Origin of the sequence: Arthrobacter ipis (genome assembly GCF_014694315.1) — a bacterium.
Lineage (GTDB): Bacteria > Actinomycetota > Actinomycetes > Actinomycetales > Micrococcaceae > Arthrobacter > Arthrobacter ipis.
This window is the reverse complement of sequence record NZ_JAAOXD010000001.1, coordinates 216,835-243,669: the sequence shown is the minus strand read 5'-3', so window position 1 is coordinate 243,669 and position 26,835 is coordinate 216,835. Positions and strand designations below refer to the sequence as shown.

Below are 26,835 nucleotides of genomic sequence, written 5' to 3'. Positions count from 1 at the left end.
CGGCGCGGGTTGCGGCAGGCACCACCGAAGGCAAACAGTCCGTCGACCCAGGAGATCATGCGATGTTCCGGCTGGCCCAACTATCCCTCGGGAACCGCGCGCTCATCGCGCTGATCACCATCTTCGCCTCGGCGTTCGGCGTGATCACCATGTCCTCGCTGAAGCAGGAACTCATTCCCTCGGTTGAGTTCCCGCGGATCACGGTGATCACGTCGATGCCCGGGGCGTCGCCCGAGGTGGTGGACAAGCAGGTCAGCCGGCCGCTGGAGACGGCGCTGAACGGCGTCGAAGGCCTGGAGTCGACGTCGTCCACCTCCCGCAACGGCGTCTCGCAGATCAGCCTGGTGTTCACCTACGGTTCCAACCTGGACCGGGCCCGGAACCAGATCGACCGGGCGATTTCCAACGCGAAGCGTACGCTCCCTGACGACGTCCAGCCCCAGGCCATCGCCGGCAGCATCAGCGACTTCCCGATCGTCTTCCTTGCCGTGTCCTCCGACAAGCCGCTAAGCGAGCTGAACACGGACCTTCAGCGGCTGTCGGTACCGAGGCTGCAGAAGCTCGACGGCGTCCGCGGCGCCGACGTGACAGGCGGCGCTAACCGGCACATCCTGATCCAGCCGAACGCGGCCAGCATGGCCGCCGGCGGTGCCAGCATCCAGTCGCTCCGCAATGCCCTGACCAACAACGGCGATCTTGTTCCGGCGGGCACTATCGAGGAAAAGGGCCAAAGCCTCTCCCTGCAGATCGGCAGCCCGGTCGACTCGGTGGCCGCGGTGAAGTCCCTGCCGCTCAGCGGGGCCAACGCCGGCACCACCATCGGTTCCGTCGCTGACGTCAGCATCAAGGATGACGCGCGCACATCCATCACCCGGACGAACGGCCTCGAAACGCTGGCCATTTCGGTGACGAAGAAACCCGAGGGCGACACCGTGGCGATCTCGCACGCGGTGAAGGATCTGCTGCCACAGCTCGAGGCGGAGCTTGGCTCGAACGCCAGGTTCACCCCCGTCTTCGACCAGGCACCCTTCATCGAGAAGTCCATCAAGGACCTCACCACGGAGGGCCTCCTGGGCCTCGGTTTCGCGGTGGCCGTCATTCTCCTCTTCCTCATGTCCGTCCGCTCCACCCTGGTCACCGCCGTCTCCATTCCGCTCTCTCTGCTGATCACCTTCATCGGCCTGTCCGGAACGGGGTATTCGCTGAACATCCTCACGCTTGGGGCGCTGACCATCGCCATCGGCCGGGTGGTGGATGACTCGATCGTGGTGATCGAGAACATCAAGCGGCACCTGAGCTACGGCGAAGCCAAGCTCACAGCGATCATCACCTCCATCCGCGAGGTTGCCGGCGCCATCACCGCCTCCACGCTGACGACAGTGGCCGTCTTCCTCCCGATCGCCTTCGTCGGCGAACTCACCGGGGAACTGTTCCGGCCGTTCGCCCTGACGGTCACCATTGCGCTGCTCTCCTCGCTCCTGGTGTCCCTGACCATCGTTCCCGTGCTCGCGTACTGGTTCCTGAAGAGCCCCGCCAACGGAGCCGGCGAGGCCCCGCGCTCCACCCGGGAAGTCCAGGCGCAGGCACACGAGGCCGAGCAGCGCAGCGTCCTGCAGCGCGGCTACCTTCCCGTCCTGAACAAGACCCAGAAGCACCCCGTACTCACCCTCATCGCCGCGGTCCTGGTCCTCGGCGGGACCGCTGCAATGACGCCGCTGCTCGCCACCGACCTGCTGGGACGCTCCGGCGAGAACAGCATGACGGTCAAGCAGGAACTGCCCGCCGGCACGAGCCTCGACGACACCAGCGCCGCGGCCCGGAAGGTCGAGGACGTGCTCCTCGGCATCGACGGCATCAGGGACGTCCAGGTCACCTCCGGCAATGCGCAGGCGGGCTTCACCGCGCTGACGTCCTCGGGCGCCTCCAACTCCACTTTCACCGTGGTCACCGAAGAAAAAGCAAACCAGGGCAAGCTGCAGGACACCGTCCGCAGCGAACTGGCAGCGGCAGGTGCTGCCGGCAAGATCTCCGTCGGTTCCCAGCAGGGAGGCTTCGGAACGTCCTCCACCGTGGACATCACCCTGAAGGCAGCCACCTCCGAAGACCTGAGGAAGGCCAGCGACGCCATGGTCAAGGCCATGGCCGGAGTTCCCGGAAGCAGTGAGGTGACCACCAACCTGGCTGCCAGCCAGCCCGTGGTGCAGGTGAAGGTAGACCGGGCCAAGGCCGTTGCCGCCGGCCTGACCGAAGAGCAGGTGGCCGGCGTCCTCGCCGCCACCATCAGCCCCGTCGCCGCAGGCACCGTGCGCATCGACACGGACGACTTCCCCGTCCAGATCGGCGAAGGAAAACGCTTCACCAGCATCGCCGCCGTCCGCGACATCCCGCTCCCCACCGCCACCGGCGCGGTCCCGCTCAGTCGGATTGCCGCCGTCGAACAGGTTGACGTCCCTGTCTCCATCACCTCCAGCAACCGCCAGCGGACCGCGCAGGTGTCCGTCACGCCGTCGGGATCCAACCTGGGAGCCGTCAGCGCGGAAGTGCAGCAGCGCCTCAAAGCCGTGGACCTCCCCGCCGGCGTGACCGCGGCGATCGGCGGCGCCACCACCCAGCAGGCAGAATCATTCCGCCAGCTCGGCCTCGCACTGCTGGCCGCCATCGCCATCGTCTACGTGATCATGGTGGCGACATTCAAGTCGCTGGTGCAGCCGCTGATCCTCCTCGTGTCGGTGCCGTTCGCCGCCACTGGAGCAGTTGCCCTGCTCCTCGTCACGCAGGTGCCGCTGGGGCTGCCGTCGCTGATCGGCATGCTGATGCTCGTGGGCATCGTGGTGACCAACGCCATTGTGCTGATCGACCTGATCAACCAGTACCGGAAGCCGCATGGCGGCAATCCGGGGATGAGTGTTGCCGATGCCATCACCCACGGCGCCCGGCAGCGGCTCCGGCCCATCCTCATGACCGCACTGGCCACTGTCTTCGCGCTGACCCCCATGGCCCTGGGCATGACGGGCGGCGGCGGGTTCATTTCGCAGCCGCTGGCCATCGTGGTGATCGGCGGTCTGGTGTCCTCCACCGCGCTCACGCTGGTGCTCGTCCCCGTGCTGTATCGGCTGGTGGAGGGGCGGAAGGAGAAAAAGGAGCTCTTGCGCCAGCTCAAGCAGCGGCCCGGCTTCTCCCCCGCCGATGACGACGTCGACGCAGAGTTCGCGGACTGGACCACCGGCATGGTGCCCAAGCTCAGCGGACGGCGCGCCGCCCCCGGCTCCGCCGAATAACCCCGCCGCATCACCACTCCTCCTCCCCACCCAACTAAGTAGCAGCTCAGGGCGTTCCCAGCGCTGGGAACGCCATCTGCTGCTACTTACATGGGGCGACTGCCGCGGAGACTGTGGATAACCCAATTCCGGCCTCCGGTTTGCGGAACGATGGGGCCATGAAATACCCGAGACCGTTGCCGGACCAGCTGTCGGACGTTCCCTTCACCGTGGATGAGGCGCTCAAAGCCGGGGTTGCCCGGGACCGGTTGAAGACCGGCGGCCTCGTGACTCCGAGCCGGGGCATCCGGGTGCCTTCAGGTGCCGGCATTAGCCCGGAGTGCCTGGTGCGGCTTGCACAGTTGGCCAGGCCTCACACGCTGGTGACCCGTCTTTCGGCGGCGTCACACGCCACGGCATTCCTGCTGTGGGAGTTCCCCGGCTTTCTCCCGGGCGCTGACCAGCCGGGCATCCACATTTCCCGTCCGGATGCCGTTACCATCGCCCGGCGCCAGGGCGTGGTGGGGCACCGCGGGCAGTTCTTTCCGGACGAAATCGTGGAACTCGGCGGGGTGTTCGTGACCAGCAGGGCCCGGACGTGGCTGGACATCGCCCGGCGGATGAGTATCGACGAGCTGACGGTGGTGGCTGACCATCTCCTGCGCCGGCCCCGCCCCGAATTCGAGGGGAGATCCTCACCCCATGCCACCCGGGACGAACTCGCCGACATGCTGGACCGGCACAAGGGAACGCCCGGAATCCGTAAGGCCCGCCTGGCTCTGGAACAGGCCCGCGTCGGCGCGGATTCTGCTCCCGAAACACGGCTCCGGCTTGCCCTGGACCGCCGCCGGCTTCCGGATGCTGTCGTCAACGTCCCGGTAACGCTGGTCGGAGGCGTCGTGCGCCAACCGGATCTTGCCTACCCGGAGTTCCGTGTGGCCGTGGAATACGACGGCGAGGGGCATTCGGATCCGGCGCAGGTGCTGAAGGATATAAGCCGCGACGAGGATTTCGCCGCCGCGGACTGGATCCTGGTGCGGATCGGCAAGAACCACATGGAGAACGACGCACGGGCGGCCGTCCGCAAGGTCCGCCTGGCGCTTCTGGCGCGTGGCTGGTCCCCGTCTGAGTAGCACTTCAGGGCGTTCCCAGCGCTGGGAACGCACTGAAGTGCTACTCAGTTGGGACGGGCGGGAATAACCTGTCGCCGAAGACGTTGAGTGCAGTACATGCAAATGCATGTAAATCGGGTACACTGTTTAGTACAGGCCCGAACAACTTCGGCGAACGGAAGGCTCATCATGCAGATCGGCGTATTCAGCGTCAGCGACATCACCCAGGACCCCACCACGGGCCGGACCCCCACCGAGCACGAGCGCATCAAGGCGTCGGTGGCGATCGCCAAGAAGGTCGAAGAAATCGGCATGGACGTCTACGCCATCGGTGAGCACCACAACCGGCCGTTCTTCTCGTCGTCCCCCACCACTACACTCGCGTACATCGCCGCGCAGACCGAGCGGATCACGCTGTCCACGGCCACCACGCTGATCACCACGAACGACCCGGTCAAGATCGCCGAGGACTTCGCCATGCTGCAGCACCTCGCCGACGGCCGCGTGGACCTGGTATTGGGCCGCGGCAACACGGCCCCGGTCTACCCCTGGTTCGGCAAGAACATCCAGGACGGGATCGAGCTCGCCATCGAGAACTACAGCCTGCTGCGCAAGCTGTGGGACGAGGACACCGTCAACTGGTCCGGCAAGTTCCGCACGCCGCTGCAGAACTTCACCTCCACCCCGCGCCCGCTCGACGGCGTGTCCCCCTTTGTGTGGCACGGCTCCATCCGCAGCCCGCAGATCGCGGAAGTGGCGGCCTACTACGGCGACGGTTTCTTCGCGAACAACATCTTCTGGCCCAAGGAGCATTACCAGCAGCTGATCAACCTTTACCGCGAACGCTACGAGCACTACGGCCACGGCAAGGCTGACCAGGCCATCGTGGGGCTGGGCGGGCAGTTCTTCATGAGGAGGAACTCCCAGGACGCTGTGAAGGAGTTCCGGCCGTACTTCGACAACGCCCCCGTCTACGGCCACGGCCCGTCGCTGGAGGACTTCACGTCCCAGACCCCGCTGACCGTTGGCAGCCCGCAGGAGGTCATCGAGAAGACCCTCACGTTCCGCGAGTTCTTCGGTGACTACCAGCGTCAGCTGTTCCTGATCGACCACGCAGGCCTGCCGCTAAAAACCGTCCTGGAGCAGCTGGACCTGTTCGGCGAGGAAGTCCTGCCGGTCCTGCGCAAGGAGTACGCAGACCGCACGCCGGCGCACATCCCGGCTCCGCCCACGCACGCCGGACGCGTTGCCGCGCGGATCGCAGCCGAAGAAACCGCTGCCTCCCCGACAGAGTCGCGATGACACCCCGGACAGCGTCGGGGACGTCCGCCGTCCGGCTGGCGGCGGAAACCTGGGAGTCGCTGTTCCGCGCGCAGGTGGCGGTGATGCGGCGGCTGCAGTCCGGCCCTGCCTTTCGGGACCTGGCGGTGAACGAGTACGACGTACTGTTCACACTGTCGCGATGCCCGTCCGGCTGGCTGCGCCTGAACGAACTGAACGACAACGTGCTCCTGAGCCAGTCCAGCCTGAGCAGGCTGGTGGACCGGCTGGAGAAACGCGGCTTGGTGGAGCGCCAGCCGGCCCCGAACGACGGCCGGGGCGTGCTGCTGAAGCTGACTGAGGAGGGCGCGGCGCTGCAGAAGGAGATCGGCCGGGAGCACGTGCGGGACATCGCCGAGCTCGTTGCCCCGGCGCTGACGGCGGCGGAGCAACGGGAGCTGCTCCGCCTTACGGAGAAGCTGCGCGCTTCGCTGCCGTCCCGTTAGCAGCTGCCGTCCCGTTAGCGGGACGGCAGGTGGCCGTCCCGCCGTCGGACGGCCGACGGCGGGACGCCAGTTAAGCGGGCAGTTCCGGTCAGCCGATGACTGCCAGCTTGTCCGGATCCTCCGCCGGCAGGTCTCCGTTCACCGTGGCCATGACGCGGATCTCCCGGAGGGACAGGCTTCCACCCACGGTGGACAGGAACGCCGTGTCCGAGGAGTCGCGCCCGGCCGTGATGCGCAGCATGGCCCCCCTGGGCGCGAGGCCGGTGGGGTCAATCACGTGCCACCCCCCGCTGACATGGGCCTCAGCCACGGCATGGAAGTCCATCGGGGAAAGGCCCGGCGCATACACGGCCACCAGCCGGGCAGGCACGTTCTTGGCGCGCAGCAGCGAGATGGCCAGGTGCGCATAGTCCCGGCAGACGCCCCGCCGGTTCAGGAGGGTCTCCACAGCTCCGTCGGTTCCCCGGGAGGAGCCGCTGACGTAGCGCAGTTCGTTGAACACCCAGTTGCGGACGGCGTGCAGGAGCTCCTCCCCCTGGAGTCCGCCGAACTCCGCATACGACGTGGGGAGCAGCCGGTCGGACTCCGCGTAACGGCTGGGCCGGACGTAGCGGATCAGCTCCATCAGGGAGGGCTCCTCGGGCTCGGCACGGCCTGCAACGGTCGCCGAATAATCCACCGTGACCTCCGTTGGCTCGGCGAACTCCATGTAGTGGAACCTGCCGCCGTGGTGGTCCGATAGCTCAGTCAGCGGAACCTGTTCCCGGGCCGCCGTTACGCTGAGGTTTTCCTCGAAGGACGTGTAGCCGGCGTTCCTCGCCACGGAGATGGCCATCGCCACCTTTGTGTCGGCCACGGTCTTGAATACCAGGCGGGCAGCAACAGTTCGTTCCATGGGTCTCCGGGGTGTGAGGCGGCGTCAGCCAGTCGCGGCTGCGGACGGGGGATGTGCCGGAGGCGCAGCAGGACTAGTTTTTGATCTTCAGAGACATTAGCATCCGCTGGACATTGGCGAATTCGGAGCCCCCGTTGACGTAGCCGGCGGCCTGGTCAAGCGTGTCGAAGGCCTTGGCAGGGGCCACCTTTTCATCCGGCGCAAACGCCTTCAGGGAGCGCACGTCGCTGAACGAGTAGTTCCCCTTGCCAGCCAGGCCCTGGACCACGTTCTGCAGCTGGCAGGCTTTGGAATCGGCGCCGCCCACCAAGTTGGTGATGCCGTAGGAGCCGAAGTAGCGGTAGCCCTGCATCACCCTGAACACCACGTGCGGGTCGATGGTCCCCTGCCCGCCGCTGTGCGGCAGCTCGACAGGGACACTGCTGACGACGACGTAGGATTTGCGGGCGGAGGCGGCACACGTGGCTGCCGCTGCCTCCGGCAGCCCGGTCTGCAGGGTGGCCAGATAGGTGCCTTCCGCGTCCTTGACCTCGATCTTCACTGCGCCGGGAAGGGTCCCCTTGTCCGGTCCCACGGACTGGGCAATCCAGTCCTGCGGAAGCTCGAAGCTCACGGTCTTGGCAGGGTCGGTGAAGACCTTCCATGCCGCTGCCGTGGCACCGGCCGTCGCAGAGGCGCCGCCGGATGCAGTGGCGGAGGGACTCGCGGGCCCCGAGGCCGCCCCGCTCGCCGGGCTCGTGCCCGGCTCCGCCGTCCAGGCGGGCGCACCCTTGCCGTCGCTGCTGCAGCCGGCCATCAGTCCCGCCGTCAACAGCACGACGGCGGTGAGCCCGGTACGTCCAGAGGCGGTGATCCCTGTCATCGCTCCAGCCTAGCCGGGACGCCGGGCCCGTCAGGGGGTTGCCGGGCAGCGTTTCGGCGATGAATTAGCAACTAGGCTGAGGTCATGGACGAACATGAGCTGGACGAAGCAGAGCAGACGCTGGCGAACATGTCCGCCCTTGACATTGCCGACTGGCGGCTGCGGACCTTCGCCCTCTACGACACAGTGCGCAAGATCGCCGCAGACAGCCCTGAGGAAGCGCACGCCTACTGGCGCCAGGAGCGCGACCGCATGTTCGGGACTCATGCCGCGTCGGCCCTGACGGCCGAGGCCAAGGCGTCCTTTTACGGACTCAAGACGGCAGACTACGATCCCATCTACCGCTTCTACGTACCCCTGACCAAGGAGGGCGCCGGGCGGGAAATGACCGTCGAAACAGGGACGGACGGGTTGGTGAGGTTTGTCCGGCTGGGAACGTTCGACCTTCCAGAGATGGGACAGTTGGCCGTGTGGAAGCTGATGGGCTACGGCGGCGGGATCTTCGTCCCGTTCCGCGACGCCACCGCCGGAAAGCCCGGCGGAAGCTACGGCGCCGGCCGCTATCTCCTGGATACCATCAAGGGCGCGTTCCACGGCGTCCGCGGCTCCGGGCCCGACGCCCAGTACGTTCTGGACTTCAACTTCGCCTACAACCCCTCGTGCGCCTACAACGAGGCCTGGGCCTGCCCCCTCGCCGGCCCCGCCAACCGGCTGGCCGTGGAGATCCCCGTCGGCGAGCTGTACTGACGTCACGCAGTTCGGGGCCGCTCCGCCCCGCACATACGATGGCTGAATGACCCCAGCTCCCCCGCGGCGGATCGCCCGCGTCCGCCCCCTCGCCCCTGCCCCGTCGCCGACCCCGTCCCCAAACACAGACACAGACACAGACACGGACCAAGCACCGCTGCCCGAACATTTCTTCGTGGCCAACGACGCCGCGGACTTCGCGGGCACTCCGGGACGGACGTGGACCGTGGTGGAGTCCCCCTTCCCCGGCTCGCGCGCCAATGCCGGCAGCGCCCGCCGCAAGGGATGGGAACCCGGCGCTGAGGTCTCCGAGGACAGCTTCACGTTCCTGGCGCCAAGCGTGCCGGCCAACGTCCTCGGGATGGCCCACAACACCGGGCCGGCCGGCCGGGACCTTCCCGCACAGGCCTTCCACAAGGCAGCCACCAGCGTGATCGGCCCGGGCGACGCGATTGAGCTGCCGGCCGGAATCGGACTGGTGGAGCCGGAGGCGGAACTGGCCGTCGTCGTCGGCCGGACAGCAAAAAACCTGACCCTCGGCAACGCACGGACGGCGGTCCTGGGCTACAGCATCGGCAACGACGTCACCGCACGCAAGCTGCAAAAGTCCGATGAGCTCTGGCTGAGCGCCAAGAGCCAGGACACCTTCACGCCGGCCGGCCCCTGGATCGTCACCGGGCTGGACGATGCGGACCTGCCTGTCGGCGTCGTCCATAACGGCACCGAGCTGCCCACGGCCAGCACCGCGGACTTGGGCTGGAAGGTGGATGAGATCCTGGTCTACCTGACGTCGTTCATGACCCTGCACCCCGGCGACCTGGTGCTCACCGGGTTCCCGGCGGCGAGCGCCGGCATCCAGCCGGGCGACACCGTCACCTGCCGGGTGGGCGGGATCGGAGAGCTTTCCAACCCCGTCACAGCTGCTAGCTGACCGGCACGCCGCCCAGGTTCCGGATGCTTCCGACGGCGGCTGCCACCGCCGCGGCTGCTGCCTCCAGGTTGGCGGCGGTCACCGAGGAATCAAAGCTGAACCGCACGGCGGTCTGTGCCACCTCCGTTTCGATGCCGAGTGCCACCAGCACCGGCGACGGCGCATCCGAGCCGGCCGCGCACGCCGAGCCGCTGGAGCACACCACGCCCTGTCGCTCGAGTTCCAGGAGCACGGATTCTCCGCTGGTGCCGGGGAAGCAGAACGACGCCACGGAGGGCAGCCGCTCGGACGGATGGCCGGTCAGCAGCGCACCCGGAATGCTGCCCAGCACGGCGGCAATAAAACGGTCGCGCAGGCGCGTGACGCGGGCCGCGAGCGCGGACTGGTCGGCGTGGGCCAGGGTGAGGGCGGTGGCCAGGGCCACGGCGCCCGCAACGTTTTCGGTCCCGGAGCGCCGGCCGCGTTCCTGCCCGCCGCCATGCACCAGGGGCTCAATCCGGGTCCGGCCGCGAACGAACAGGACCCCGTTGCCCTTGGGCGCCCCGAGCTTGTGCCCGGAGATGCTCAGCGCGTCCACACCGAGCGCCCGCACATCAAGCGGCAGCCAGCCGGCGGCCTGCACGGCGTCGGTGTGGAAGGGGATCCCCCGCCCCCGCGCCAGGTCCGCCAGTTCAGCCACCGGCTGGACAGTCCCCACCTCGTTGTTGGCGTACATGATGCTGACCAGCGCGGTTTCGTCCCGCAGCACCGCGGCGAGTGCCTCCGGGGTCACGGTTCCGTTCCCGTCGACGGGCACGACGTCCAAGGTGAAGCCGTGCAAGCGTTCCAGGTACCGTGCGGATTCCTCCACGGCAGGGTGCTCGACGGCGCTGATCACCACCCGGTTCAGCGCCGGGTCCGCGGCCTGCCGAGCCAGGGCAATCCCCTTGACGGCGAGGTTGTCCGCCTCCGTGCCGCCGGAGGTGAAGGTGATCTCCCCGGGCCTGCAGCCCAGCACCGCGGCCACGGTCTTCCGGGCATCCGCGAGTGCCCGCGCGGCGGAGTCGCCGAGCGAGTGGTGGCTTGACGGGTTGCCGAATTCGCCGGTGAGGTAGGGCCACATGGCCTCCAGCACCTCCCGGCGGACGGGTGTTGTGGCTGCTGCGTCCAGGAAGATCATGGTGTGCTCACCCCACTGTCAGTTCGACGTCCAGGCCGAGGTCCAGGGCCGTGACGCTGTGCGTCAGGGCCCCGACGGAGATGACGTCCACGCCTGCGGCGGCGATGTCCGCCACGGTGCGAAGGTTGACGTTGCCGCTGGCCTCCACGACGGCCCTCCCGGCGACCTGTCGGACACCGGCACGGAGTTCCTCCAGGCTGAAGTTGTCCAGCATGATGGTGTCCACCCCGGCGGCCAGGACGGGTTCGATCTGTTCGGCGCTGTCCACCTCCACCTCGAAATGCGTGGTGTGTCCCAGCTGGGCCTTCGCGTCCGCGAGGAGGGCGGTCAGCCGTGCCGGGTCTCCACCGGTCATGACGGCCAGGTGGTTGTCCTTGGCCAGCACGGCGTCGGAAAGGCTGTACCGGTGGTTGGCGCCGCCGCCGCAGCGGACGGCGTACCGTTCCAGGACCCGCAGGCCGGGGGTGGTCTTGCGGGTGTCCGTGATACGGGCCTTGGTGCCGGCGGCCAGTGCCACAAATTCGGCCGTCTTGGTGGCGATGGCACTCATCCGCTGTGCCAGGTTTAGGCCGACCCGCTCGGCCAGCAGCACGCTGCGCGCCCGGCCGGTCACCCGTGCGAGCTTTGTTCCGGCGGTGAACGCCTCGCCGTCGGCCACGAGCAGCTCCACCTGTGTGTCGGGGTCCACCATCAGCATGGCGTCACGGAACACGCTGCCGCCGCTGAAGACGCCCGGGGCGCGGGCGTTGAGCACCGCGGTGGCGCTGGCCTCGGCCGGGATCAGCAGCTGCGAGGTGATGTCGCCGCTGGGCGCATCCTCCGCGAAGGCCCGCTCCAGGATCTCGCGGACGGGGGCTGCAGGGAGGGTCAGGCTAGTCATGGACAAGGCTCGCTTTCGGGCTCATTCTGAATTCTTCGTCTAGGTCGCGGATTGGAAGACCTGCCGGCTGGCTGTCATCCCGGTAATGCGCGCCGAGTGACACCTGCCGCTCCCTCGCCGCGTGGACCAGCAGCTGCGCGGCAAGCAGCAGGTTGGCGTTTTCGTGGGTCCGCGGGTCCGCTGACTGCGGCACCGTTTCAGGACGCACGACGGCGGCCCATGCCCCAAGCGCGGCCCCCGCCTCCCGCAGCAGCTCCCCACTGCGCAGCACCCCGGCATTGGCAGTCATCAACCGCCGCAAAGCCCCCCGAGAAAAGCCGTCAGAGACAGTGGACGCCTCATCGACAGATTCAGTTCGGGGCAGCCGGTCGAGCCCCTGCGACGACCGGAGTTCAGGACCACTTCCCATCATCTCGGGGTAGGGGTCAGGGGTTTGACCGTTCCCCGCGAAGTCCCGGGACAGTGCTACGGAAGCGTGCGTCAAGGGGAGGCCGCTAGCGGCCGAGACAGCACGCGGAGTAGCACTGGCCCGCGACGTCACCAAGGAATCACCAAGGAACGCTTCAACAGCCCGCCGCCCGAACACCAGCCCCTCCAGCAGCGAATTACTAGCCAGCCGGTTAGCGCCCTGGACGCCGGTGCAGGCAACTTCGCCGGCCGCGAAGAGCCCGGGGACGGTGGTGCGGCCGTGCAGGTCGGTGGTGACGCCGCCCATCCAGTAGTGCGCGGCCGGCGCGACGGGGACGAGTTCCCGGGTCCAGTCGATGCCCGCTTCGCGGGTGCGCCGTGTGATGGTCGGGAAGCGGCGCTTGAGGAACCCTGCTCCCTTGGCGTCCTCGATGACCCGGGCGTCCAGGTAGACATGGCCGTTGGGGTCGCCGAGAGCGGCAAGGTGCAGGGCAATACTGCGGGAAACGACGTCGCGCGGGGCGAGTTCGGCGTCGGGGTGGTAGGCGTGCAGGAAGCGGCGGCCGTGGGCGTCAACGAGGATGGCCCCCTCGCCGCGCACTGCCTCGGAGATCAGCAACGGATCCTGGCCGTCGTCGGACTTCGATCCCCTGACCGGCCTGACAGTTCCCCCGTCAGGCCTCACCAGGCAGGTGGGGTGGAACTGGAAGAACTCCAGGTCGGCGACGGCAGCACCGGCGCGCCAGGCGAGGGCCAGGCCGTCCGCGGTGGCAACGGCAGGGTTGGTGGTCTGTGCGAACAGCTGCCCCGCCCCGCCGGTGGCCAGCAGCACCGCGTCGGCCCGGATGCTGCCCGGCCGGCCGGCCTGCAGGAACTCAACGCCGGTGACCCGCCGGCCCTGCTGGAGGAGGGCAGTGACGCTCGCGTGGCCTAGCAGCCGGATCCTGCCCGTGGCCTGCGCGGCCAGCACGGCGCAGATCAGGGCGTTGGCGATGCCTGCGCCGGTGGCGTCGCCGCCGGCGTGCAGGATCCGCGGCGCGGAGTGGGCGGCCTCGAGACCCAGGGCGGGGTCGCCGTCGTCGTCCAGGTCAAAGCGGACGCCGAAGCGGCCGAGCCCGGCGATGTCCCGGCGCGCCTCGGTGCACAGTACCCGGACAGCCGCCGGGTTGCAGTGCCCGCCGCCGGCCTTCAGGGTGTCGGCCATGTGGGCGGCCACGGTGTCTCCGGGAGCCGGCTCGTCGAGGACTGCGGAAATGCCGCCCTGGGCGAAGTACGTGTTGCTGTCGGCGAGCGCGCCCTTGGTCAGCAGCACCACGTCGGCGCCTGCCTCCGCCGCGAGCAATGCGGCGTAGAGGCCGGCGATGCCGCTGCCGACGACGGCGAGCCGCCGGCGTCCGGCCGTTCCGTTTTCGCTGGTCATTGTGGGCTCCCTATTGGGGCTTGGCGGCGAGCATGCGCTCAAGTGCCGTCCTGGCGTCCTGCTGCACGTCGTCGTCCACGGTGATGCGGTTGACCACGCGGCCGGCGACGAGTTCTTCGAGCACCCAGGCCAGGTAGCCAGGGTGGATCCGGTACATGGTGCTGCACGGGCAGATGACCGGGTCCAGGCAGAAGATGGTGTGCTGCGGGTACTGGGCCGCCAGCCGGTTCACCATGTTGATCTCGGTGCCGATTGCGAAGACCGTGGGCTCGGTGGCTGCCGCGATGGCCTTCTGGATGAAGTCCGTGGACCCGGCGGAGTCGGCTGCGTCCACCACTTCCATGGGGCACTCGGGGTGCACAATGACGTTGACGCCCGGGAAGTCGGCGCGTGCTTTCTCGATCTGGGCCACGCTGAAACGCTTGTGCACCGAGCAGAACCCGTGCCAGAGGATCACGCGGGAATCCAGCAGGGCCTGCTCGTCGTTGCCGCCAAGTTCCTTGCGCGGGTTCCACATGGGCATCTGCTCGAGCGGGACACCCAGCGCCTTAGCCGTGTTCCGGCCGAGGTGCTGGTCCGGGAAAAACAGGACGCGCTGGCCGCGCTCGAAGGCCCACTCGAGGACCGTTTTGGCGTTGGAGGACGTGCAGACGATGCCGCCGTTCCGGCCGCAGAACGCCTTCAGCGCCGCGGAGGAATTCATGTAGGTGACCGGGATGACCGGGACGCGGCCTTCGGCGTCCGGCTCGGTGCCGAAGATCTCCTCCAACTGTTCCCAGCAGTCCTCCACGGAGTCGGCGTCGGCCATGTCAGCCATCGAGCAACCGGCAGCGAGGTTGGGCAGGATGACAGCCTGCTCCCGCGTGGAGAGGGTGTCAGCGGTTTCGGCCATGAAGTGCACGCCGCAGAACACGATCGCTTCGGCGTCGGGCCGGGTCAGCGCGGCGTTGGCCAGCTGGAATGAATCGCCAACAAAGTCGGCGTACTGGACAACCTCGTCGCGCTGGTAGAAGTGGCCCAGGATGACGGCGCGGTCGCCCAATGCCGCCTTGGCAGCACGGATCCGGGCATCGAGTTCAGCTTCGCCGGCAAGCTTGTACTCCTCAGGAAGCTGTCCCTGGCGCGGCGTGGAGGCGGGCGCGACGTCCGCGCTCGAGGCCCCGGGACCGTAGGCGGGAACGCCGGCAAGCGTTTCCGCGAGGTCATATTCCCAGGGGCCCTTGGCAAGCGCCGGGCTGCAGGTGCCGCCGGTGCCGGCAGCCTTGGCCTGCTCGGCCTGTTCACGCGTGATCAGCTGGATGGCAGTGTTGACGCTGCTCATGGGGTGCTCCTGTTATCTGGGTCGAGGCCGGGGCGGCCGGTAAATCGGTAAAGACGCGGCGGGCGGTGCTTGCCGCCCTGGAGGTATTCACCGGTTTCTTCGATTTCCGGCGTCGACTTGATCTGCCGGCGGAAGTTGGCGGGGTCCAGTTGCGTGTCCAGCACGGCTTCGTAGACCTCGCGGACCTGGGCGAGGGTGAAGTATTCCCCCAGGAAGTGGTAGGCGATGGAGCCGTAGGCCAGCTTGTTCCGCAGGCGCCAAAGGGCGTAGTCCACAATCCCGTTGTGGTCGAAGGCCAGGCTGCCGAGCTTGTCGGCGCGGAACCACCGGACGTTCTCGGATTCGTCCGCGAGGGCAGCTTCCGTGGGCTGGACCAGCGCCCAATAGACGATGGACACCACGCGCTGCGTGGGCGAGCGGTGCACGCCGCCAAAGGCGTAGAGCTGCTCGAGGTAGCTGGGTGCCAGCCCGGTTGTTTCCCTCAGGTTCCGCGAGGCAGCGTCCTGCAGGGATTCAGCGTGGGTCAGCGGACCGCCGGGCAGGGCCCAGAGCCCTTTGAACGGCTCCCGGATCCGGCGGACCAGCGGCAGCCAGAGCGTGGGCCGGCCGGAAGACTCGCTGGGGCGGAGCGCGAAAATCACCGTGGAAATGGCGAGCGACGGCGGCGCGAACTGCCGCTCGGCCACGTTGGCAGAGGTGGTGTACACGGTAATCACCCGCTTCGCTGCGATCGGCCGGCCGCTTGTTGCCCGCCTCGGTTAGTTATAGTCAAGTTGACTAAAACTGATTCTACGGCCGGTTGCCCGGGATGCAAAATGTTTCGCCGGAAGTTGGGTGTAAATTCGAAAGGTCCCAAAAGGACCAGTTCCCCAACCCCAAGAAGGTACGCAGCATGACGACGAAGTCCACCGCAGAGCGACCCGCAGTACAGCTCCGCCACAGCATGAAGCCCCGGCAACTCACCATGATGGGCCTGGGCAGCGCCATCGGCGCCGGGCTGTTCCTGGGGTCCGGCGCCGGTGTCCAGGCGGCCGGCCCGGCAGTCCTGGTTTCCTACCTCGTGGCCGGCACACTCATCATCCTGGTCATGTGGGCGCTGGGCGAAATGGCGGCAGCCAACCCCACCAGCGGCGCCTTCTCCGTTTACGCCGAACGCGCCATGGGCAAGACCGCCGGGGCAACAGTGGGCTGGCTCTGGTGGCTGCAGCTGGTGGTGGTCATCGCCGCCGAGGCGCTCGGCGCCGCGGGACTGCTGTTTTCGGTCTGGCCGGTGGTTCCGGTGTGGGCGCTCTCCCTGGTGTTCATGGTGGTGTTCACCGGCATCAACCTGGCCGGCGTGAAGAATTTCGGCGAGTTCGAGTTTTGGTTTGCCATCCTCAAGGTAACCGCCATCGTCCTGTTCCTCGCCATTGGCGCAGCGTTGCTGCTGGGCCTGCTGCCGGACGCGGCATCCCCGGGACTGGCCAACATCACCGGAGACTTCGCACCCTCGGGCCTGGCCGGCATTGCGACCGCACTGTTCGTGGTGATCTTCGCGTTCGGCGGCACGGAGATCGTCAGCGTCGCAGCGGCCGAGACCGAAGACCCCGAGCACAGCGTGACCAAGGCCATCCGGACGGTCGTGTGGCGGATCCTCGTCTTCTACATCGGCTCCGTCTTCGTGATCGCAGCCGTCCTTCCCGCCACCTCGGAGGCCCTGTCCTCGCCGTTCGCGGGCGTTCTGGACGCCGCCCGCATCCCGGGTGCCGCCACCGCCATCACCCTGGTTGCCGTCGTCGCCCTGTTGTCCGCCCTGAACGCCAACCTGTACGGGGCGTCCCGCATGGTGTTCTCGCTGGCAGAGCGCGGCGAGGCTCCCGGCTTCCTGTCCCGGCTCAGCGGTGTGGGCGTGCCGATGGCCGCCGTCGGCGTCTCGGTCGCGTTCGGCTTCATCGCCACGGTGCTGGAACTGCTGTTCCCCGAGCGCATCCTGCCGGCCCTGTTCCAGCTAGTCGGATCCACGTGCCTCGTGGTCTGGGGTTCGGCACTGGTTTCCCAGCTCATCCTGCGCCGGCGGGCAGACCGCGACGGGACTCCCCTGCCGCTGCGGATGAGGGGATTCCCCGGGCTCACTGTATTCGGCCTGGTTCTGCTGGGACTGGTGTTTGCCGTGGGCTTCAGCGCCGAGAGCAGCCGCATCCAGTTGATCAGCACGCTGTTGCTGATTGCCGGCATCGCCGCCGCCTGCTGGGCAGGTGCGCGGATCGCGGCATCCCGGCGCGCCCGGTCACGCACGTAGCGGTGGATTTCCGCGGTCCGCCGGCAGGTAGAGTGGTGCCCATCCACGGCGGACCGGCGACGAAGCAGTCCAGGCGAGCCCTGTACATGATGAGGACTGAGACTTGACGAGGACTGAGGCGATGAGCGGCAGACACACCGGCGAACAGCACTCCCACACGGTCGAGGGCACCGACCCGCAGCTATACGTCGCGGTGCACGACCCCAAGAACGACGCCGGACTCCGCCCCATCCTCCTCATCCACGGCTTCTCCGCGTCCAGCAGGCTGAACTGGGAAGACACCGGCTGGATCCCGGCGCTGCTGGAGGCTGGCCGCCGCGTCATCGCCGTCGACCTCCCCGGACACGGCCGGAGCGGCGCGCCGGAAGACATGGACTCCTACTCCCCCAGCAGGATCAGGGCGGACCTGCTGCAGATCGCGTTCGACGCCGGAGCCCGGCCTTTGCGCGACGGTGACCCCGCCAGCGGGCTGGACGTGATCGGCTATTCCCTCGGTTCCCGGCTTGGCTGGGAGTTCGGTGCCACCCAGCCAGAGTTGGTGCACCGGCTGGTCCTGGGCGGCCCGAACATGGCGGACCCGCTGGCGGCCTTCGACCTCGTCGCGGCGCAGCGCTACCTGGCCGACGGCACACCCATAGCGGACGCGTCCACAGCCGGGCTCCTCAGCATGGCGCAGGCGCTGCCGAGCAACAACATCTTCGCGCTGCTGTCCCTGGTGGAGGCGATCAAGGGTGAACCGTACGACCCGGCCGAGGCCGTGCCGCACATGCCCGTGCTGCTGGTGGCCGGCGAAAACGATGAACGCGCCACGTCCATGCCACAGCTTGCCGAACTGGCGCTGAAGGCCGGTTCCACCGCCGAGCAACTGGTGCTGCCCGGCCGCACCCACACCAGCGCCATCACCAGCCGCGCCTTCAAGCAGGCGGCCATCGCGTTCCTCGGCAACTAGTCGGCGGATCGGCCCGGGCTTCCGTCCCCGATCCCCCGCCGGAACGCCGTCGGATACCCCTGCTCCCGCCGGAGCCGACGGGCGTAGGCTGGACATTGGGGGCGGAGACACCGGAAGAGGAACCCATGGCCATGGTTTTTGAGGACCGGGAAGACGCAGGACGGCAGCTTGCGGCCGCCCTTCCACAATTCCGCGAGCGCCCGGACACCCTGGTGCTGGGCCTGGCCCGGGGCGGCATTCCGGTGGCCGCCGCCGCGGCCGAGGTCCTGCACCTGCCGTTCGGTGCCCTGCTGGTCCGCAAGCTGGGCATCCCGGGCCATGACGAAACTGCCTACGGAGCGCTCGCATACTCAGCCGGAAGGATCGTCCGCCTCCTCAACAGGCCCCTCGTCGAGCGCATTCTGGACGACGGCGTGCGGCAGGAGTGGCTCGACCAGGTGGAGCACCGGGAGCGGGCCGAACTGATGCGCCGTGCCGACAGCTATCCGGCCGTGCACCCCGATGTGCACGGCAAGACGGCCCTTCTCGTGGACGACGGCCTGGCGACCGGGGCCACCATGCGGGCGGCCGTCGAGGCCGTGCGGATGGCCGGCGCGGCAGCGGTAGTGGCCGCCGCGCCCGTCGGTTCGATCGAGGCGGAGAAGTCATTGTCCCGGGTCTGCAATGTCCTGTGTCTCCACCTTCCCGGAAGGTTCCGGGCAGTGGGGGCCTTTTACCGGCACTTTGAGCAACTGACGGACGAGGACGCCATTGCCCTGCTGCATGGCGCCCGCATCTAGTCCCGGCTGACGCCGAGGGGCCGGCCCCTCGTTTCCTTCGCCAGGATCACGCCGATGGCTGAGATAACGCACAGCACCATGATGTAGATGCCGATGGAGCCGGTCCACTTGGTGCTCTGCAGGAGCGTCTCGGCGATGGTGGCGGCGAACGCGCCGCCCAGGATCGCGCCGAACGCGTAGCCGATCGAGATCCCCGAGTACCGCACGTGGGCGGGGAACATCTCCGCGTACATGGCCGACATCGGGCCATAGGACAGGCCAAGACCCACCGTGAGGACAAACAGCGCCACGCCGTAGAGCACGATGTCCTTCGTGTCGATGAGGGCGAACATCGGGATCATCCAAACGAAGACGATCGCGTAGCCGGTCAGGAAGGTCTTGACCCGGCCGATCCGGTCCGAGAGCCAGCCGCCCACCAGGGTGAAGATCAGCCAGCCGAAGGATGCCAGCGTGGTGGCCAGCAGAATCTGCGGCGTGGGCATCTTCAGCGTCCTGGTGGCGTAGGCGATGAAGAAGGCAATCAGGAGGTAGCCTGCCGCGTTGTTGCCGATGAAGATCAGGGTGGAGTGCAGTACCGCCTTCTTGTGGTGGCGGATGAGCTCGCCGAGGGGCGCTTTGCTTTCGGCCTTGCGCGCGGTCATTTCCTTGAAGACCGGGCTTTCGCCGACTGCCCGGCGGATGATGTAGCCCACGACGATCAGCACGATGGAGAGCAGGAAGGGAACGCGCCAGCCCCAGGAGGCGAAGTCTTCCTTCGACATTCCAGAGTTCAGGAAGAACAGCAGCCCCGTGGCCAGAATCATGCCGACGGGAACACCGATCTGCGGGTAGGCGCCGAACAGCCCCCTCTTGTGCAGCGGTGCGTGCTCCACTGCCATGAGGGCGGCCCCGCCCCATTCGCCGCCGGCGGAGAAGCCCTGGAGCACACGGAGGAGGATCAGCAGGATTGGCGCCCAGGCGCCGATTTGGGCGTACGTCGGCAGCATGCCGATCAGGGCCGTTGCGGCACCCATCATGATGAGGGTGAACACCAGCATTGCCTTGCGGCCGAGGCGGTCTCCCAGGTGTCCGGCAACGATGGCGCCGAGCGGGCGGAACAGGAAGCTGATGCCAATCAGGGCGAAGGAAAGGATCTGCGCCAGGCCCGGGTTGGATTGGTTAAGCGGGGCGAGGAACAGCGGGGACAGCAGGGTTGCCGTCAGCTGGGCGAAAATGAAGAAGTCGTACCATTCGATGGTGGTGCCCACCAGCGTGCCGGCGAGGACTTTGCGTTCCTCACGCTTGCTGCTGGGGCCCACCTCTGAATCTACGGGTGAAGTTGCGGTCATTGAAACTCCGTGGCCGGGGCAGTGCTACTGCCGAAGTTGATGTGAAGCTGTCCGATTTACTGATCGAACGGTCAGTTAGTGTGAGGATACTACGAAGTGTGATCTGGCGCACCCCTCAGCCGGGACCGCGCGGAAACAGCTAGACTGTTCCATATTTGAACACTGAGATCTCATAGAGAACGGCGCGCGGCCGCGGGCCACGTAAGCCCTTTGGCCAGCCGCTCGCTTTACCTGCCTAGGATGGACACCATGACTCCCAACGCCGGTGCCGCAGCGCAGGTTGCGCCCGCCCAGACCTCGCCATCGCAGACCCTCTCCCGGGGCATCCGCGCATTGGAAATCCTTGCCGAAGCAGACCGCCCGCTGACGATCGCCGAGCTGGCGGAGGCCATGGGCGTCCACCGTTCCGTGGCCTACCGGATTTTGCGGACCCTTGAGGACCACTCCCTGTTGGTACGCGACGACGCCGGGCGGGTCCAGCCCGGCCCCGGCCTCGCGGTTCTGGCGCGCGGCGTTTCGCGGAACCTCCAGACCGCTGCCCTGCCGGAGCTGACCCAGCTGGCCAACACACTCAACATGACGGCCTTCGTGGCGGTGTGGGACCACCAGGAATGCGTGACACTCGTGACGGTGGAACCACGGCATTCGGCCGCCACAGTGGTGCAGCATCCGGGGTCCCGCCATCCAATCAGCTCCGGCGCGCCCGGCATCGCCATCCAGTCCGCCCTGACGGAGCACGAGTGGAGCCAGCTGGCTCCCGCCGTGCCGTACCGCCCCGAAGCCGGCGAGGCGCGCAAGCGCGGGTACGCGGCTAGCCACGACGAGGTCATCGCGGGGGTTTCCTCGCTTGCTGCGCCGGTCCGTGTGCCCGGCGGACGCCCGGCGGCTGTCGCCGTCGTCTACATCCGCTCATCGGAGGATCCGGCCGAGGTGGCCGCTGCCCTGACCGCCAGCGCGGCCCGGATCGAAGGTCAGCTCGCCTGAGCTGACCGCTTCCGGGAACGGACGACGGCGGCGGCCGCCGCTCCGAGGGCGAACAGGGCCGCCGCGGCGGCTGCCGAGACGAGGAAGGCGGCGTGGTGGCCCCCTTCCTGTGCCAACTGGCCGCCGATGGACGAACCCAGGGCGGTGCCCGCGACGATGCCGCTGGCGAGCGCCGTCATCACGGTGGCCAGCCGGCCCGCCGGCGCCACGAGCCCGCCGATGGCAAACACCGTGACCATGACCGGGCCCACGGGCAGGCCCAGTGCAAGCAGTACCAGCACCATGCCCCAGCCGTCGGTTGGAAGGAACAGCAGGGCAGACATCCCTGCCATGGCTGCCGCCCCGGTCACCCAGCGGGCAGTCAGGGGGAAGCCGGCCGGCCAGTAGGCCACCGAGATCGCGGCCGCGGCCGAGCTGATCCCCATGACGGCATATAGGAGTCCGGCCACCTCTGACGATGCGAAACCGGCGGCAAACGCGCTCAAGGCTGCCTGAGTGGAGCCGAAAAACGTGCCCATGCAGACCATGGCCAGGACCGGAAGTGCCACGCGGGCCAGGCCGGCAAAGCGGCTGGCGGCCCGGGTTTCGGCACTTTCTCCGGCGGCATTTCCCGTAACTGCCCGGCGGCTGGCGCGGGTTCCGGCGGCAGCCCGCCGCGGAACAGCGGCGTGGGTACGGTGCAAGGCGAAGGCCGGGACGAGCGTGAGGGTGAGCGCGGCGGCCAGGGCCAGCGGCAGCCATGGGGCGACCAGGCTAGCCAGGACGCCCACGAGGGCGGGACCCAGCACGAACGTCAGTTCGTCGGCCGTGCTCTCATAGGACAGCGCGACGTCCAGATCGGTGCTGTCCCCGGCGCGCCGGCTTTCGGCTGTGAGCGCCATCCACCGGACACGGGCCAGCGGGCCGACCTGCGGGCAGCTGAAACCCGCCGCCAAAGCAGCCCCGATGACGCCCCACGCGGCGCCGACGTCGTGCACGCCGGGGATCAGATACGCGGTGGCAATGACGCCAAGTACGGCCACGACGTTCAGGACGGCCGAGATCAGCAGTACCGGGCGCTGGCCGAGCCGGTCGGCCAGCCAGCCGAGGATCGGCGCACCGACGGCCGAGCCGATGCCGACGGCGCCGGCAGCGGCCCCGCCTACGGCATAGGAGCCGGTGACCGACGTGGCAAGGGTGAGGGTCCCCAGGGTCAGCATCGCGAGGGGCAGGCGGGCAAACAGGCCAACGGGCAGGAATCCCCCGCCCGCCAGAGCCGGCAGGCGCGCAAAACGGCCGCCGAACTGCGGGGCGGGCGCCTTGGCGTCGGCGGACGGGGCGATGGGACGGGAGTCGGCGGGTGGTTGGGGCGCCGTTGAAGTGCTCATGTATGCGGGCTCGCTCAGTCGTGCGCATCGTCCCTCCTCCCGATGCGCCGAACCCGGTAACAGTCCCATGGTACTGGACAGGCAAGTCCCGACGGCGGGGCGCCGCCGCCGGGTCAGGCCGTTACGAGAGCATCAACGATGTGCACCGTGGAGCCGTTGCGCTGCTTCACCACCTGGAGCTGGCTGCCGATGCGCTGCTTCATCTCCCCCACGTGGCTCACGAGGCCCACCACGCGGCCCCCGTCGCGGAGGCCCTCCAGTGCATCCATGACCTGCTCGAGCGCCTGCTCGTCGAGGCTGCCGAAGCCCTCGTCGACGAACAGCGTCTCAATGTCGACACCGCCGGCTTCCTGCTGCACCACGTCAGCGAGGCCAAGGGCCAGCGACAGCGAGGCCATGAAGGATTCCCCGCCGGAGAGGGTCGAGGTGTCCCGGCGGCGGCCGGTCCATTCGTCCACCACTTCCAGCCCGAGCCCGGACTTGGCGTTCCGGGCTGCCCTCGCGTCCGAGTGCTGCAGAGTGTAGCGGCCGTCGCTCATGGCGATGAGCCTTTCCGACGCGGCAATGGCGACCTGTTCGAGCCGGGCCGCCAGGACATACGCGTTAAGGCTCATACGGTAGCTGTTGTCACCGGAGCCGCGGGCCGCTTCCGCGAGGCCTTTCAGGACTTCAGCGCGTTCCCGGGGCTCCCGGCCGGATTCAGCGAGTTCCCCGTACTCCTCACGGAGGCGTCCCAGGGTCTGGGCGGCCTGCCGCGCCATGCCCGCCGCCAGTTCGATGTCCTTTGCTGCCCGGGCGGCCTGTTCGGCTTCGGTGCGCAGCAGTTCCAGGTCCGCTGGGGTGGTCGCGGAGCCGCTTTCGTCTTCCCTGGCGGTCTGTTCCTTTGCTGCGACAACGAGCTCTTCGCTGGCGAACAGTTCCTCCAGCCGTACCTCCTCGTCGCGTCCGGCCTGGACGGCAGACTCCAGCCTCGCCGCCTCCGCCCCCGGCAGCAGGGCCTGGCGGGCCTCAGCGGCCGACGCGAATCCGGCTTCGGGAAGAGCGCGATCCAGCTCTGTCCGTGCCTCAGCCAGGCGGGCCGCAGCCTGGTCCAGCTGGGACCCGGCGGCGTCAGCCTGCTCGAGAATGCCGACAAGCTGGGCGATGGCGTCGCTGCGGAGAGCGAGGCTGGCGTGGCCGGCACGAAGCGTTTCGAGCGACGATTCCAGTACGGCGGACTGCCCTTCGATTTCGGTCAGGGCGGATTCCGTCTGCGCCAACTGCGACAGCATGTCCACGCGCACCTGCTCCGTGGCCTCGATGCGTTCAGCCAGTTCTTCCTGCCGGCTCCTGCTCGCTGCCAGTTCCGCTACGGCCGCGGCCGCTTCGGCAGCAGCTTCCCGGGCGTCCCGGGCGGCTTCCGCCGCTTCGGCGGGATCGGTGTCGCCGCCCTGGCCGGCAAGAACGGCGACCAGCTGCCTGGCCTCGGAAAGCTCCGCTTCCAGTGCAGACAGCGCCCTTTCGGCCGCCTCGCTGCTCTCCTTGGCCCGTTCTTCTTTCTCGGCAAGCCCCAGGACGGAGTCCCCGGCGGGAACCGGCTCGGGGTGCTCCGGGCTGCCGCAGACGGGACAGGGCGCCCCGTGTTGCAGGCGCGAAGCCAATTCGGCTGCCGCATTGGACAGGCGTTCCTCCCGGACGTCCAGCCATTGCCGACGCAGTTCCTGGTGGTGTTCCCGGCCCTTGAGGTGCCGCTCGGTGACGGCGGCGCACCCGGCGACAGCAGTGCCGTAGCGCCTGACAACATCCACCAGCTCGTCGGCGGCTGACGCTTCCTTGGTCCGCAGCACGGATTCCCCTGCCAGCTGTTCAAGCGGCTGCAGGGCTGCACGCAGGGCCTCCATCTCGGTGCGGAGGGAAAGCAGCCGGACGGTGTGGTCATCTCCGGAACGGGTGAGTTCCTGCCGCCGCTGCGCAAGCCCGGCGGCCCGTGCGTGCAGGCCGGCCAGCCGGTCCTCATCGGCAAGGCGTTCGCCGATCACAGCGGCCAGCGCCCGCAGCCGCGAAAGCTCTGTGGCCACGTCGACGGCGGCCTGGTGTGCGACGGCGCTGTGTTCTGCAGCGCCGTGTTCCGCAGTGCCGTGTTCCCTAACAGCCAGTTCGGAGCTCGAGCTCGCTGCCTCCCGCACGCCGGCAGAAGCGAGGTCCGCGGCTCTTTCCGCCCGTACAAGCAAGGATTCGGCGGCAGTCACGGCCTTCAGCTGGCCGCCCAGGAGCTCGGCCTTCCGGTGCAGGTCAAGCGCGGCTCCCGCGCTGGTCAGCGCAGGGGCGGCGGCCTCTGCCTCCGCCCTCCGGCGCAGGGCGGCAGCAAGCTTCAGGCGCCTTCCTTCCCTGGCCAGCTCCGCTTCGAGCTGCTCCATGCTCCCGCGGCGCCGCTCCTCGGCGGCTTCTGCATCCCCGGCCAGGGCCAAGGCACGCTCCGAGGCGGCAGACTCCAGCCATGACAGCAGTTCGGGACCGCCGGCAGGTTCCGGCGCCGCTTCGGGGTCGACTTCGAGAACCGTGGCCTCAGCCCTGGCCCTCGCCACCAGCAGGGCCAGCCTGCCCTCAAGATCGGCGACTTGGCTCACGGCCCCGGCGGCCTGTGACGCAAGTTCCCGCTCCACTGCCTCGAACCGTTCGGTTCCGAAGAGCTTCTGCAGCAGGTCGAGGCGGTCCGAAGCCTTGGACCGGAGGAACGCGGCGAAGTCCCCCTGGGGGAGCAGGACCACGCGGGTGAACTGCTCCCGGTCCATGCCGAGGAGCGCTGTGATCTCCGCCCCGGCTTCGTCGTTCCGGCCGGACTTTTCCACCCACGCACCTGCCACCCGTTCACGCAGCAGCGTCTTGGCCTGCTGCGTGGTGAACCCGTTCCGTCCGCGGGCGCTGGGCTTGTCCCAGGCCGGCGAGCGGGAAACCTCAAAGCGCCTGCCCCGGGCCGTGAATTCGCAGGTCACTCGGGGTTCGGCAGCCGAGTCCGCATGGTCGCTGCGCAGTCTCTTTCCGTCCTGCCGCGCGCCCGGCACGGACCCGTAGAGGGCATAGCAGATGGCATCCAGCACGCTGGTCTTGCCGGCGCCGGTGGGCCCATTAAGCAGGAACAGCCCGTGGGCGCTCAGCCGGTCAAAATCGATTTCCTCGGTTCCGGCAAACGGCCCGAACGCGGAGATTTCCAGACGGTGGATCCTCACAGTGATGCCTCCTGCAGACGCACGTTCTCCAAAGCTTCGGTGAGGGCGGCCTGTTCCGCCGTGTCCGGCTCCCGCCCGCGGACGTGTTCCAGGAATCCGCAGCAGACGGCGAGGTCATCCTCCGCCTCGGCCAGCCGGCTGCTGTAGCTCGCCTGCGAGGCGGCGGGTGCCCCCTCCGGCTCGAACCCGAGGACGAGCGTGTCCGGGTACCGGGCACGCAGCCGCTCCATGGCCTGGGCCGGCCGCTGGGCGTCCGTCAGGGTCACCTGGCAGTAGGCTTGCTCGGCCCACGCGTGCTCCGGGGACTCCAGCAGCCCGTCGAGTGTCCCCCGGAGGACGGCAAGTTTCCGCGGCGCGTCCCAGAGGATCTCCTCCACGGCGGTGACCCCGGACCTGTCAACGTCAACGAGCCAGCCGCCCTTCTGGTGCTTCGCTTCGGAGAACGAGTACGCCAGCGGCGAGCCCGAATACCGCACCTCCGCGGACAGGGACTGCCGGCCGTGCAGATGGCCAAGTGCTGTGTAGCTGAAGCCGTCAAACAGGTCCAGCGGCACGGCACCCACTCCCCCGATGCTGAGATCGCGTTCGCTGTCCGAGCTGATGCCCCCGCTGGCAAAGGTATGGGCCAGCACAACGGAATGGACCGTCCGGGATTCGCTGCGCGTGGCGACATCGGCCCTGATGCGTTCCGTGGCAGCACGCGTTACTTCGAAGTGGCTGGCGGTGTCCACGCCAAGGTGCTCGGCGACCAGCCGGGGTTCGAGCCAAGGGATGCCATAAATGGCCAGGACCGAATCGGTCCCCGTGCCGCCGAGTGGCAGCAGGACGGGAACGTCCAGCTCCTGCAGGCGGGTGCGCAGGTGCACGCCGCCCTTCTCCAGAAGCCGGGAGGCGAAGCCGAGCCGGATGGCGGAGTCGTGGTTTCCGCTGGTCAGCACCACCTGCGCGCCCGCCGCGGTCAGCCGGACCAGCGCATCGTCCAGGAGGTTGACCACATCGACGCCGGGCAGTGCCCTGTCGTAGACGTCGCCGGCGATCAGCACGACGTCGACGGAGAGTTCCCTGACCCGGGCAACCAACTGGTCGACAAAGGCGCGCTGGGCGTCCAGCATGCCGACGCCGTGGAAAGACCGGCCCAGATGCCAGTCGGAAGTGTGCAATAACCGCATATTCATAAGCTAGACGC

At 68.2% G+C, this 26,835-nt stretch carries 21 protein-coding genes; 10 read left to right on the top strand and 11 right to left on the bottom strand.

Annotated features, from left to right (window positions below):
• Positions 1 to 62: 62 nt before the first annotated feature.
• From G9E11_RS01055 to G9E11_RS01040, 4 genes are all read left to right on the top strand, one after another.
• Positions 63 to 3,278 (top strand): efflux RND transporter permease subunit, encoded by a 3,216-nt coding sequence (locus tag G9E11_RS01055; RefSeq protein WP_190602183.1) that lies wholly within the window; start codon positions 63 to 65, stop codon positions 3,276 to 3,278.
• Between the two features lie 158 nt (positions 3,279 to 3,436).
• Positions 3,437 to 4,390 (top strand): PDDEXK family nuclease, encoded by a 954-nt coding sequence (locus tag G9E11_RS01050; RefSeq protein WP_190602180.1) that lies wholly within the window; start codon positions 3,437 to 3,439, stop codon positions 4,388 to 4,390.
• Positions 4,391 to 4,558: 168 nt separating this feature from the next.
• Positions 4,559 to 5,671, top strand: coding sequence for an LLM class flavin-dependent oxidoreductase (locus G9E11_RS01045; protein ID WP_190602178.1), 1,113 nt, complete (start codon positions 4,559 to 4,561; stop codon positions 5,669 to 5,671).
• Positions 5,668 to 6,135 (top strand): MarR family winged helix-turn-helix transcriptional regulator, encoded by a 468-nt coding sequence (locus G9E11_RS01040; RefSeq protein ID WP_190602176.1) that lies wholly within the window; start codon positions 5,668 to 5,670, stop codon positions 6,133 to 6,135. Before G9E11_RS01045 ends, G9E11_RS01040 begins: the two co-directional genes overlap by 4 nt.
• An 88-nt stretch (positions 6,136 to 6,223) precedes the next feature.
• On the opposite strand, the gene G9E11_RS01035 is transcribed toward G9E11_RS01040, so the two are convergent.
• Complete coding sequence (locus tag G9E11_RS01035) at positions 6,224 to 7,030, bottom strand: transglutaminase-like domain-containing protein (protein WP_190602174.1); 807 nt, start codon at positions 7,028 to 7,030, stop codon at positions 6,224 to 6,226.
• Positions 7,031 to 7,103: 73 nt separating this feature from the next.
• On the bottom strand, positions 7,104 to 7,892 hold the full coding sequence (locus G9E11_RS01030) for a hypothetical protein (RefSeq protein ID WP_190602172.1): 789 nt from the start codon (positions 7,890 to 7,892) through the stop codon (positions 7,104 to 7,106).
• An 84-nt stretch (positions 7,893 to 7,976) separates the two neighbouring features.
• Here G9E11_RS01030 and G9E11_RS01025 point away from each other — a divergent pair, with 84 nt between their 5' ends.
• The gene (locus tag G9E11_RS01025) at positions 7,977 to 8,639 is read left to right on the top strand and encodes a DUF1684 domain-containing protein (protein ID WP_190602170.1); all 663 of its coding nucleotides are present in this window, start codon (positions 7,977 to 7,979) and stop codon (positions 8,637 to 8,639) included.
• Positions 8,640 to 8,685: 46 nt separating this feature from the next.
• Positions 8,686 to 9,570, top strand: a complete 885-nt coding sequence (locus G9E11_RS01020; RefSeq protein WP_190602169.1) for a fumarylacetoacetate hydrolase family protein — start codon at positions 8,686 to 8,688, stop codon at positions 9,568 to 9,570.
• On the opposite strand, the gene G9E11_RS01015 is transcribed toward G9E11_RS01020, so the two are convergent.
• From G9E11_RS01015 to G9E11_RS00995, 5 genes are read right to left on the bottom strand one after another with little or no spacing between them, the layout of a single operon-like run.
• Positions 9,563 to 10,729 (bottom strand): cysteine desulfurase family protein, encoded by a 1,167-nt coding sequence (locus G9E11_RS01015; RefSeq protein WP_190602167.1) that lies wholly within the window; start codon positions 10,727 to 10,729, stop codon positions 9,563 to 9,565. The genes G9E11_RS01020 and G9E11_RS01015 overlap by 8 nt on opposite strands.
• 7 nt (positions 10,730 to 10,736) lie before the next feature.
• Complete coding sequence (nadC, locus tag G9E11_RS01010; RefSeq protein WP_190602165.1) at positions 10,737 to 11,609, bottom strand: carboxylating nicotinate-nucleotide diphosphorylase; 873 nt, start codon at positions 11,607 to 11,609, stop codon at positions 10,737 to 10,739.
• Positions 11,602 to 13,437: an L-aspartate oxidase gene (gene nadB / locus G9E11_RS01005; RefSeq protein ID WP_190602163.1), complete on the bottom strand. Its 1,836-nt coding sequence runs from the start codon at positions 13,435 to 13,437 to the stop codon at positions 11,602 to 11,604. The genes nadC and nadB overlap by 8 nt, the downstream gene beginning before the upstream one ends.
• A gap of 10 nt (positions 13,438 to 13,447) precedes the next feature.
• Positions 13,448 to 14,758: a quinolinate synthase NadA gene (nadA, locus tag G9E11_RS01000; RefSeq protein ID WP_190602162.1), complete on the bottom strand. Its 1,311-nt coding sequence runs from the start codon at positions 14,756 to 14,758 to the stop codon at positions 13,448 to 13,450.
• Positions 14,755 to 15,465 carry an NUDIX hydrolase gene (locus G9E11_RS00995; protein ID WP_190602160.1) on the bottom strand — a complete coding sequence of 237 codons (711 nt, stop codon included), beginning with the start codon at positions 15,463 to 15,465 and terminating at the stop codon, positions 14,755 to 14,757. Before G9E11_RS00995 ends, nadA begins: the two co-directional genes overlap by 4 nt.
• Positions 15,466 to 15,650: 185 nt before the next feature.
• Between G9E11_RS00995 and G9E11_RS00990 the strand changes: the two genes are divergently transcribed.
• The 3 genes from G9E11_RS00990 to G9E11_RS00980 all read left to right on the top strand — a co-directional run bounded on the left by G9E11_RS00990 (position 15,651) and on the right by G9E11_RS00980 (position 18,764).
• Entirely contained in the window at positions 15,651 to 17,036 is a 1,386-nt protein-coding gene (locus tag G9E11_RS00990; protein WP_190602158.1) for an amino acid permease, read from the top strand.
• Positions 17,037 to 17,157: 121 nt separating this feature from the next.
• Entirely contained in the window at positions 17,158 to 17,985 is an 828-nt protein-coding gene (locus tag G9E11_RS00985; protein WP_190602156.1) for an alpha/beta fold hydrolase, read from the top strand.
• Between the two features lie 125 nt (positions 17,986 to 18,110).
• Positions 18,111 to 18,764 carry a phosphoribosyltransferase gene (locus tag G9E11_RS00980; protein ID WP_190602154.1) on the top strand — a complete coding sequence of 218 codons (654 nt, stop codon included), beginning with the start codon at positions 18,111 to 18,113 and terminating at the stop codon, positions 18,762 to 18,764.
• Here G9E11_RS00980 and G9E11_RS00975 read toward each other — a convergent pair.
• Positions 18,761 to 20,092, bottom strand: a complete 1,332-nt coding sequence (locus G9E11_RS00975) for an MFS transporter (RefSeq protein ID WP_190602152.1) — start codon at positions 20,090 to 20,092, stop codon at positions 18,761 to 18,763. The two genes, G9E11_RS00980 and G9E11_RS00975, sit on opposite strands and share 4 nt — an antisense overlap.
• A 249-nt stretch (positions 20,093 to 20,341) precedes the next feature.
• On the opposite strand from G9E11_RS00975, the gene G9E11_RS00970 reads away from it, so the two are divergent.
• A complete protein-coding gene (locus G9E11_RS00970; RefSeq protein ID WP_190602150.1) occupies positions 20,342 to 21,076 on the top strand; it encodes an IclR family transcriptional regulator in 735 nt (244 codons plus the stop codon).
• On the opposite strand, the gene G9E11_RS00965 is transcribed toward G9E11_RS00970, so the two are convergent.
• The 3 genes from G9E11_RS00965 to G9E11_RS00955 form a co-directional block, all read right to left on the bottom strand.
• Positions 21,064 to 22,443 carry an MFS transporter gene (locus G9E11_RS00965; protein WP_190602149.1) on the bottom strand — a complete coding sequence of 460 codons (1,380 nt, stop codon included), beginning with the start codon at positions 22,441 to 22,443 and terminating at the stop codon, positions 21,064 to 21,066. The two genes, G9E11_RS00970 and G9E11_RS00965, sit on opposite strands and share 13 nt — an antisense overlap.
• 113 nt (positions 22,444 to 22,556) lie before the next feature.
• Positions 22,557 to 25,649 (bottom strand): AAA family ATPase, encoded by a 3,093-nt coding sequence (locus G9E11_RS00960; RefSeq protein WP_190602146.1) that lies wholly within the window; start codon positions 25,647 to 25,649, stop codon positions 22,557 to 22,559.
• On the bottom strand, positions 25,646 to 26,818 hold the full coding sequence (locus tag G9E11_RS00955; protein ID WP_190602144.1) for an exonuclease SbcCD subunit D: 1,173 nt from the start codon (positions 26,816 to 26,818) through the stop codon (positions 25,646 to 25,648). The genes G9E11_RS00960 and G9E11_RS00955 overlap by 4 nt, the downstream gene beginning before the upstream one ends.
• Between the last annotated feature and the right edge of the window lie 17 nt (positions 26,819 to 26,835).

What these genes read in the sequence shown, in the direction of transcription:
- G9E11_RS01055 (WP_190602183.1), top strand. Translation starts at nt 63, where the DNA reads ATGTTCCGGCTGGCCCAACTATCCCTCGGGAACCGCGCGCTCATCGCG.
- G9E11_RS01050 (WP_190602180.1), top strand. Translation starts at nt 3,437, where the DNA reads ATGAAATACCCGAGACCGTTGCCGGACCAGCTGTCGGACGTTCCCTTC.
- G9E11_RS01045 (WP_190602178.1), top strand. Translation starts at nt 4,559, where the DNA reads ATGCAGATCGGCGTATTCAGCGTCAGCGACATCACCCAGGACCCCACC.
- G9E11_RS01040 (WP_190602176.1), top strand. Translation starts at nt 5,668, where the DNA reads ATGACACCCCGGACAGCGTCGGGGACGTCCGCCGTCCGGCTGGCGGCG.
- G9E11_RS01035 (WP_190602174.1), bottom strand. Translation starts at nt 7,030, where the DNA reads ATGGAACGAACTGTTGCTGCCCGCCTGGTATTCAAGACCGTGGCCGAC.
- G9E11_RS01030 (WP_190602172.1), bottom strand. Translation starts at nt 7,892, where the DNA reads ATGACAGGGATCACCGCCTCTGGACGTACCGGGCTCACCGCCGTCGTG.
- G9E11_RS01025 (WP_190602170.1), top strand. Translation starts at nt 7,977, where the DNA reads ATGGACGAACATGAGCTGGACGAAGCAGAGCAGACGCTGGCGAACATG.
- G9E11_RS01020 (WP_190602169.1), top strand. Translation starts at nt 8,686, where the DNA reads ATGACCCCAGCTCCCCCGCGGCGGATCGCCCGCGTCCGCCCCCTCGCC.
- G9E11_RS01015 (WP_190602167.1), bottom strand. Translation starts at nt 10,729, where the DNA reads ATGATCTTCCTGGACGCAGCAGCCACAACACCCGTCCGCCGGGAGGTG.
- nadC (WP_190602165.1), bottom strand. Translation starts at nt 11,609, where the DNA reads ATGACTAGCCTGACCCTCCCTGCAGCCCCCGTCCGCGAGATCCTGGAG.
- nadB (WP_190602163.1), bottom strand. Translation starts at nt 13,437, where the DNA reads ATGACCAGCGAAAACGGAACGGCCGGACGCCGGCGGCTCGCCGTCGTC.
- nadA (WP_190602162.1), bottom strand. Translation starts at nt 14,758, where the DNA reads ATGAGCAGCGTCAACACTGCCATCCAGCTGATCACGCGTGAACAGGCC.
- G9E11_RS00990 (WP_190602158.1), top strand. Translation starts at nt 15,651, where the DNA reads ATGACGACGAAGTCCACCGCAGAGCGACCCGCAGTACAGCTCCGCCAC.
- G9E11_RS00985 (WP_190602156.1), top strand. Translation starts at nt 17,158, where the DNA reads ATGAGCGGCAGACACACCGGCGAACAGCACTCCCACACGGTCGAGGGC.
- G9E11_RS00980 (WP_190602154.1), top strand. Translation starts at nt 18,111, where the DNA reads ATGGCCATGGTTTTTGAGGACCGGGAAGACGCAGGACGGCAGCTTGCG.
- G9E11_RS00975 (WP_190602152.1), bottom strand. Translation starts at nt 20,092, where the DNA reads ATGACCGCAACTTCACCCGTAGATTCAGAGGTGGGCCCCAGCAGCAAG.
- G9E11_RS00970 (WP_190602150.1), top strand. Translation starts at nt 20,342, where the DNA reads ATGACTCCCAACGCCGGTGCCGCAGCGCAGGTTGCGCCCGCCCAGACC.
- G9E11_RS00965 (WP_190602149.1), bottom strand. Translation starts at nt 22,443, where the DNA reads ATGAGCACTTCAACGGCGCCCCAACCACCCGCCGACTCCCGTCCCATC.
- G9E11_RS00955 (WP_190602144.1), bottom strand. Translation starts at nt 26,818, where the DNA reads ATGCGGTTATTGCACACTTCCGACTGGCATCTGGGCCGGTCTTTCCAC.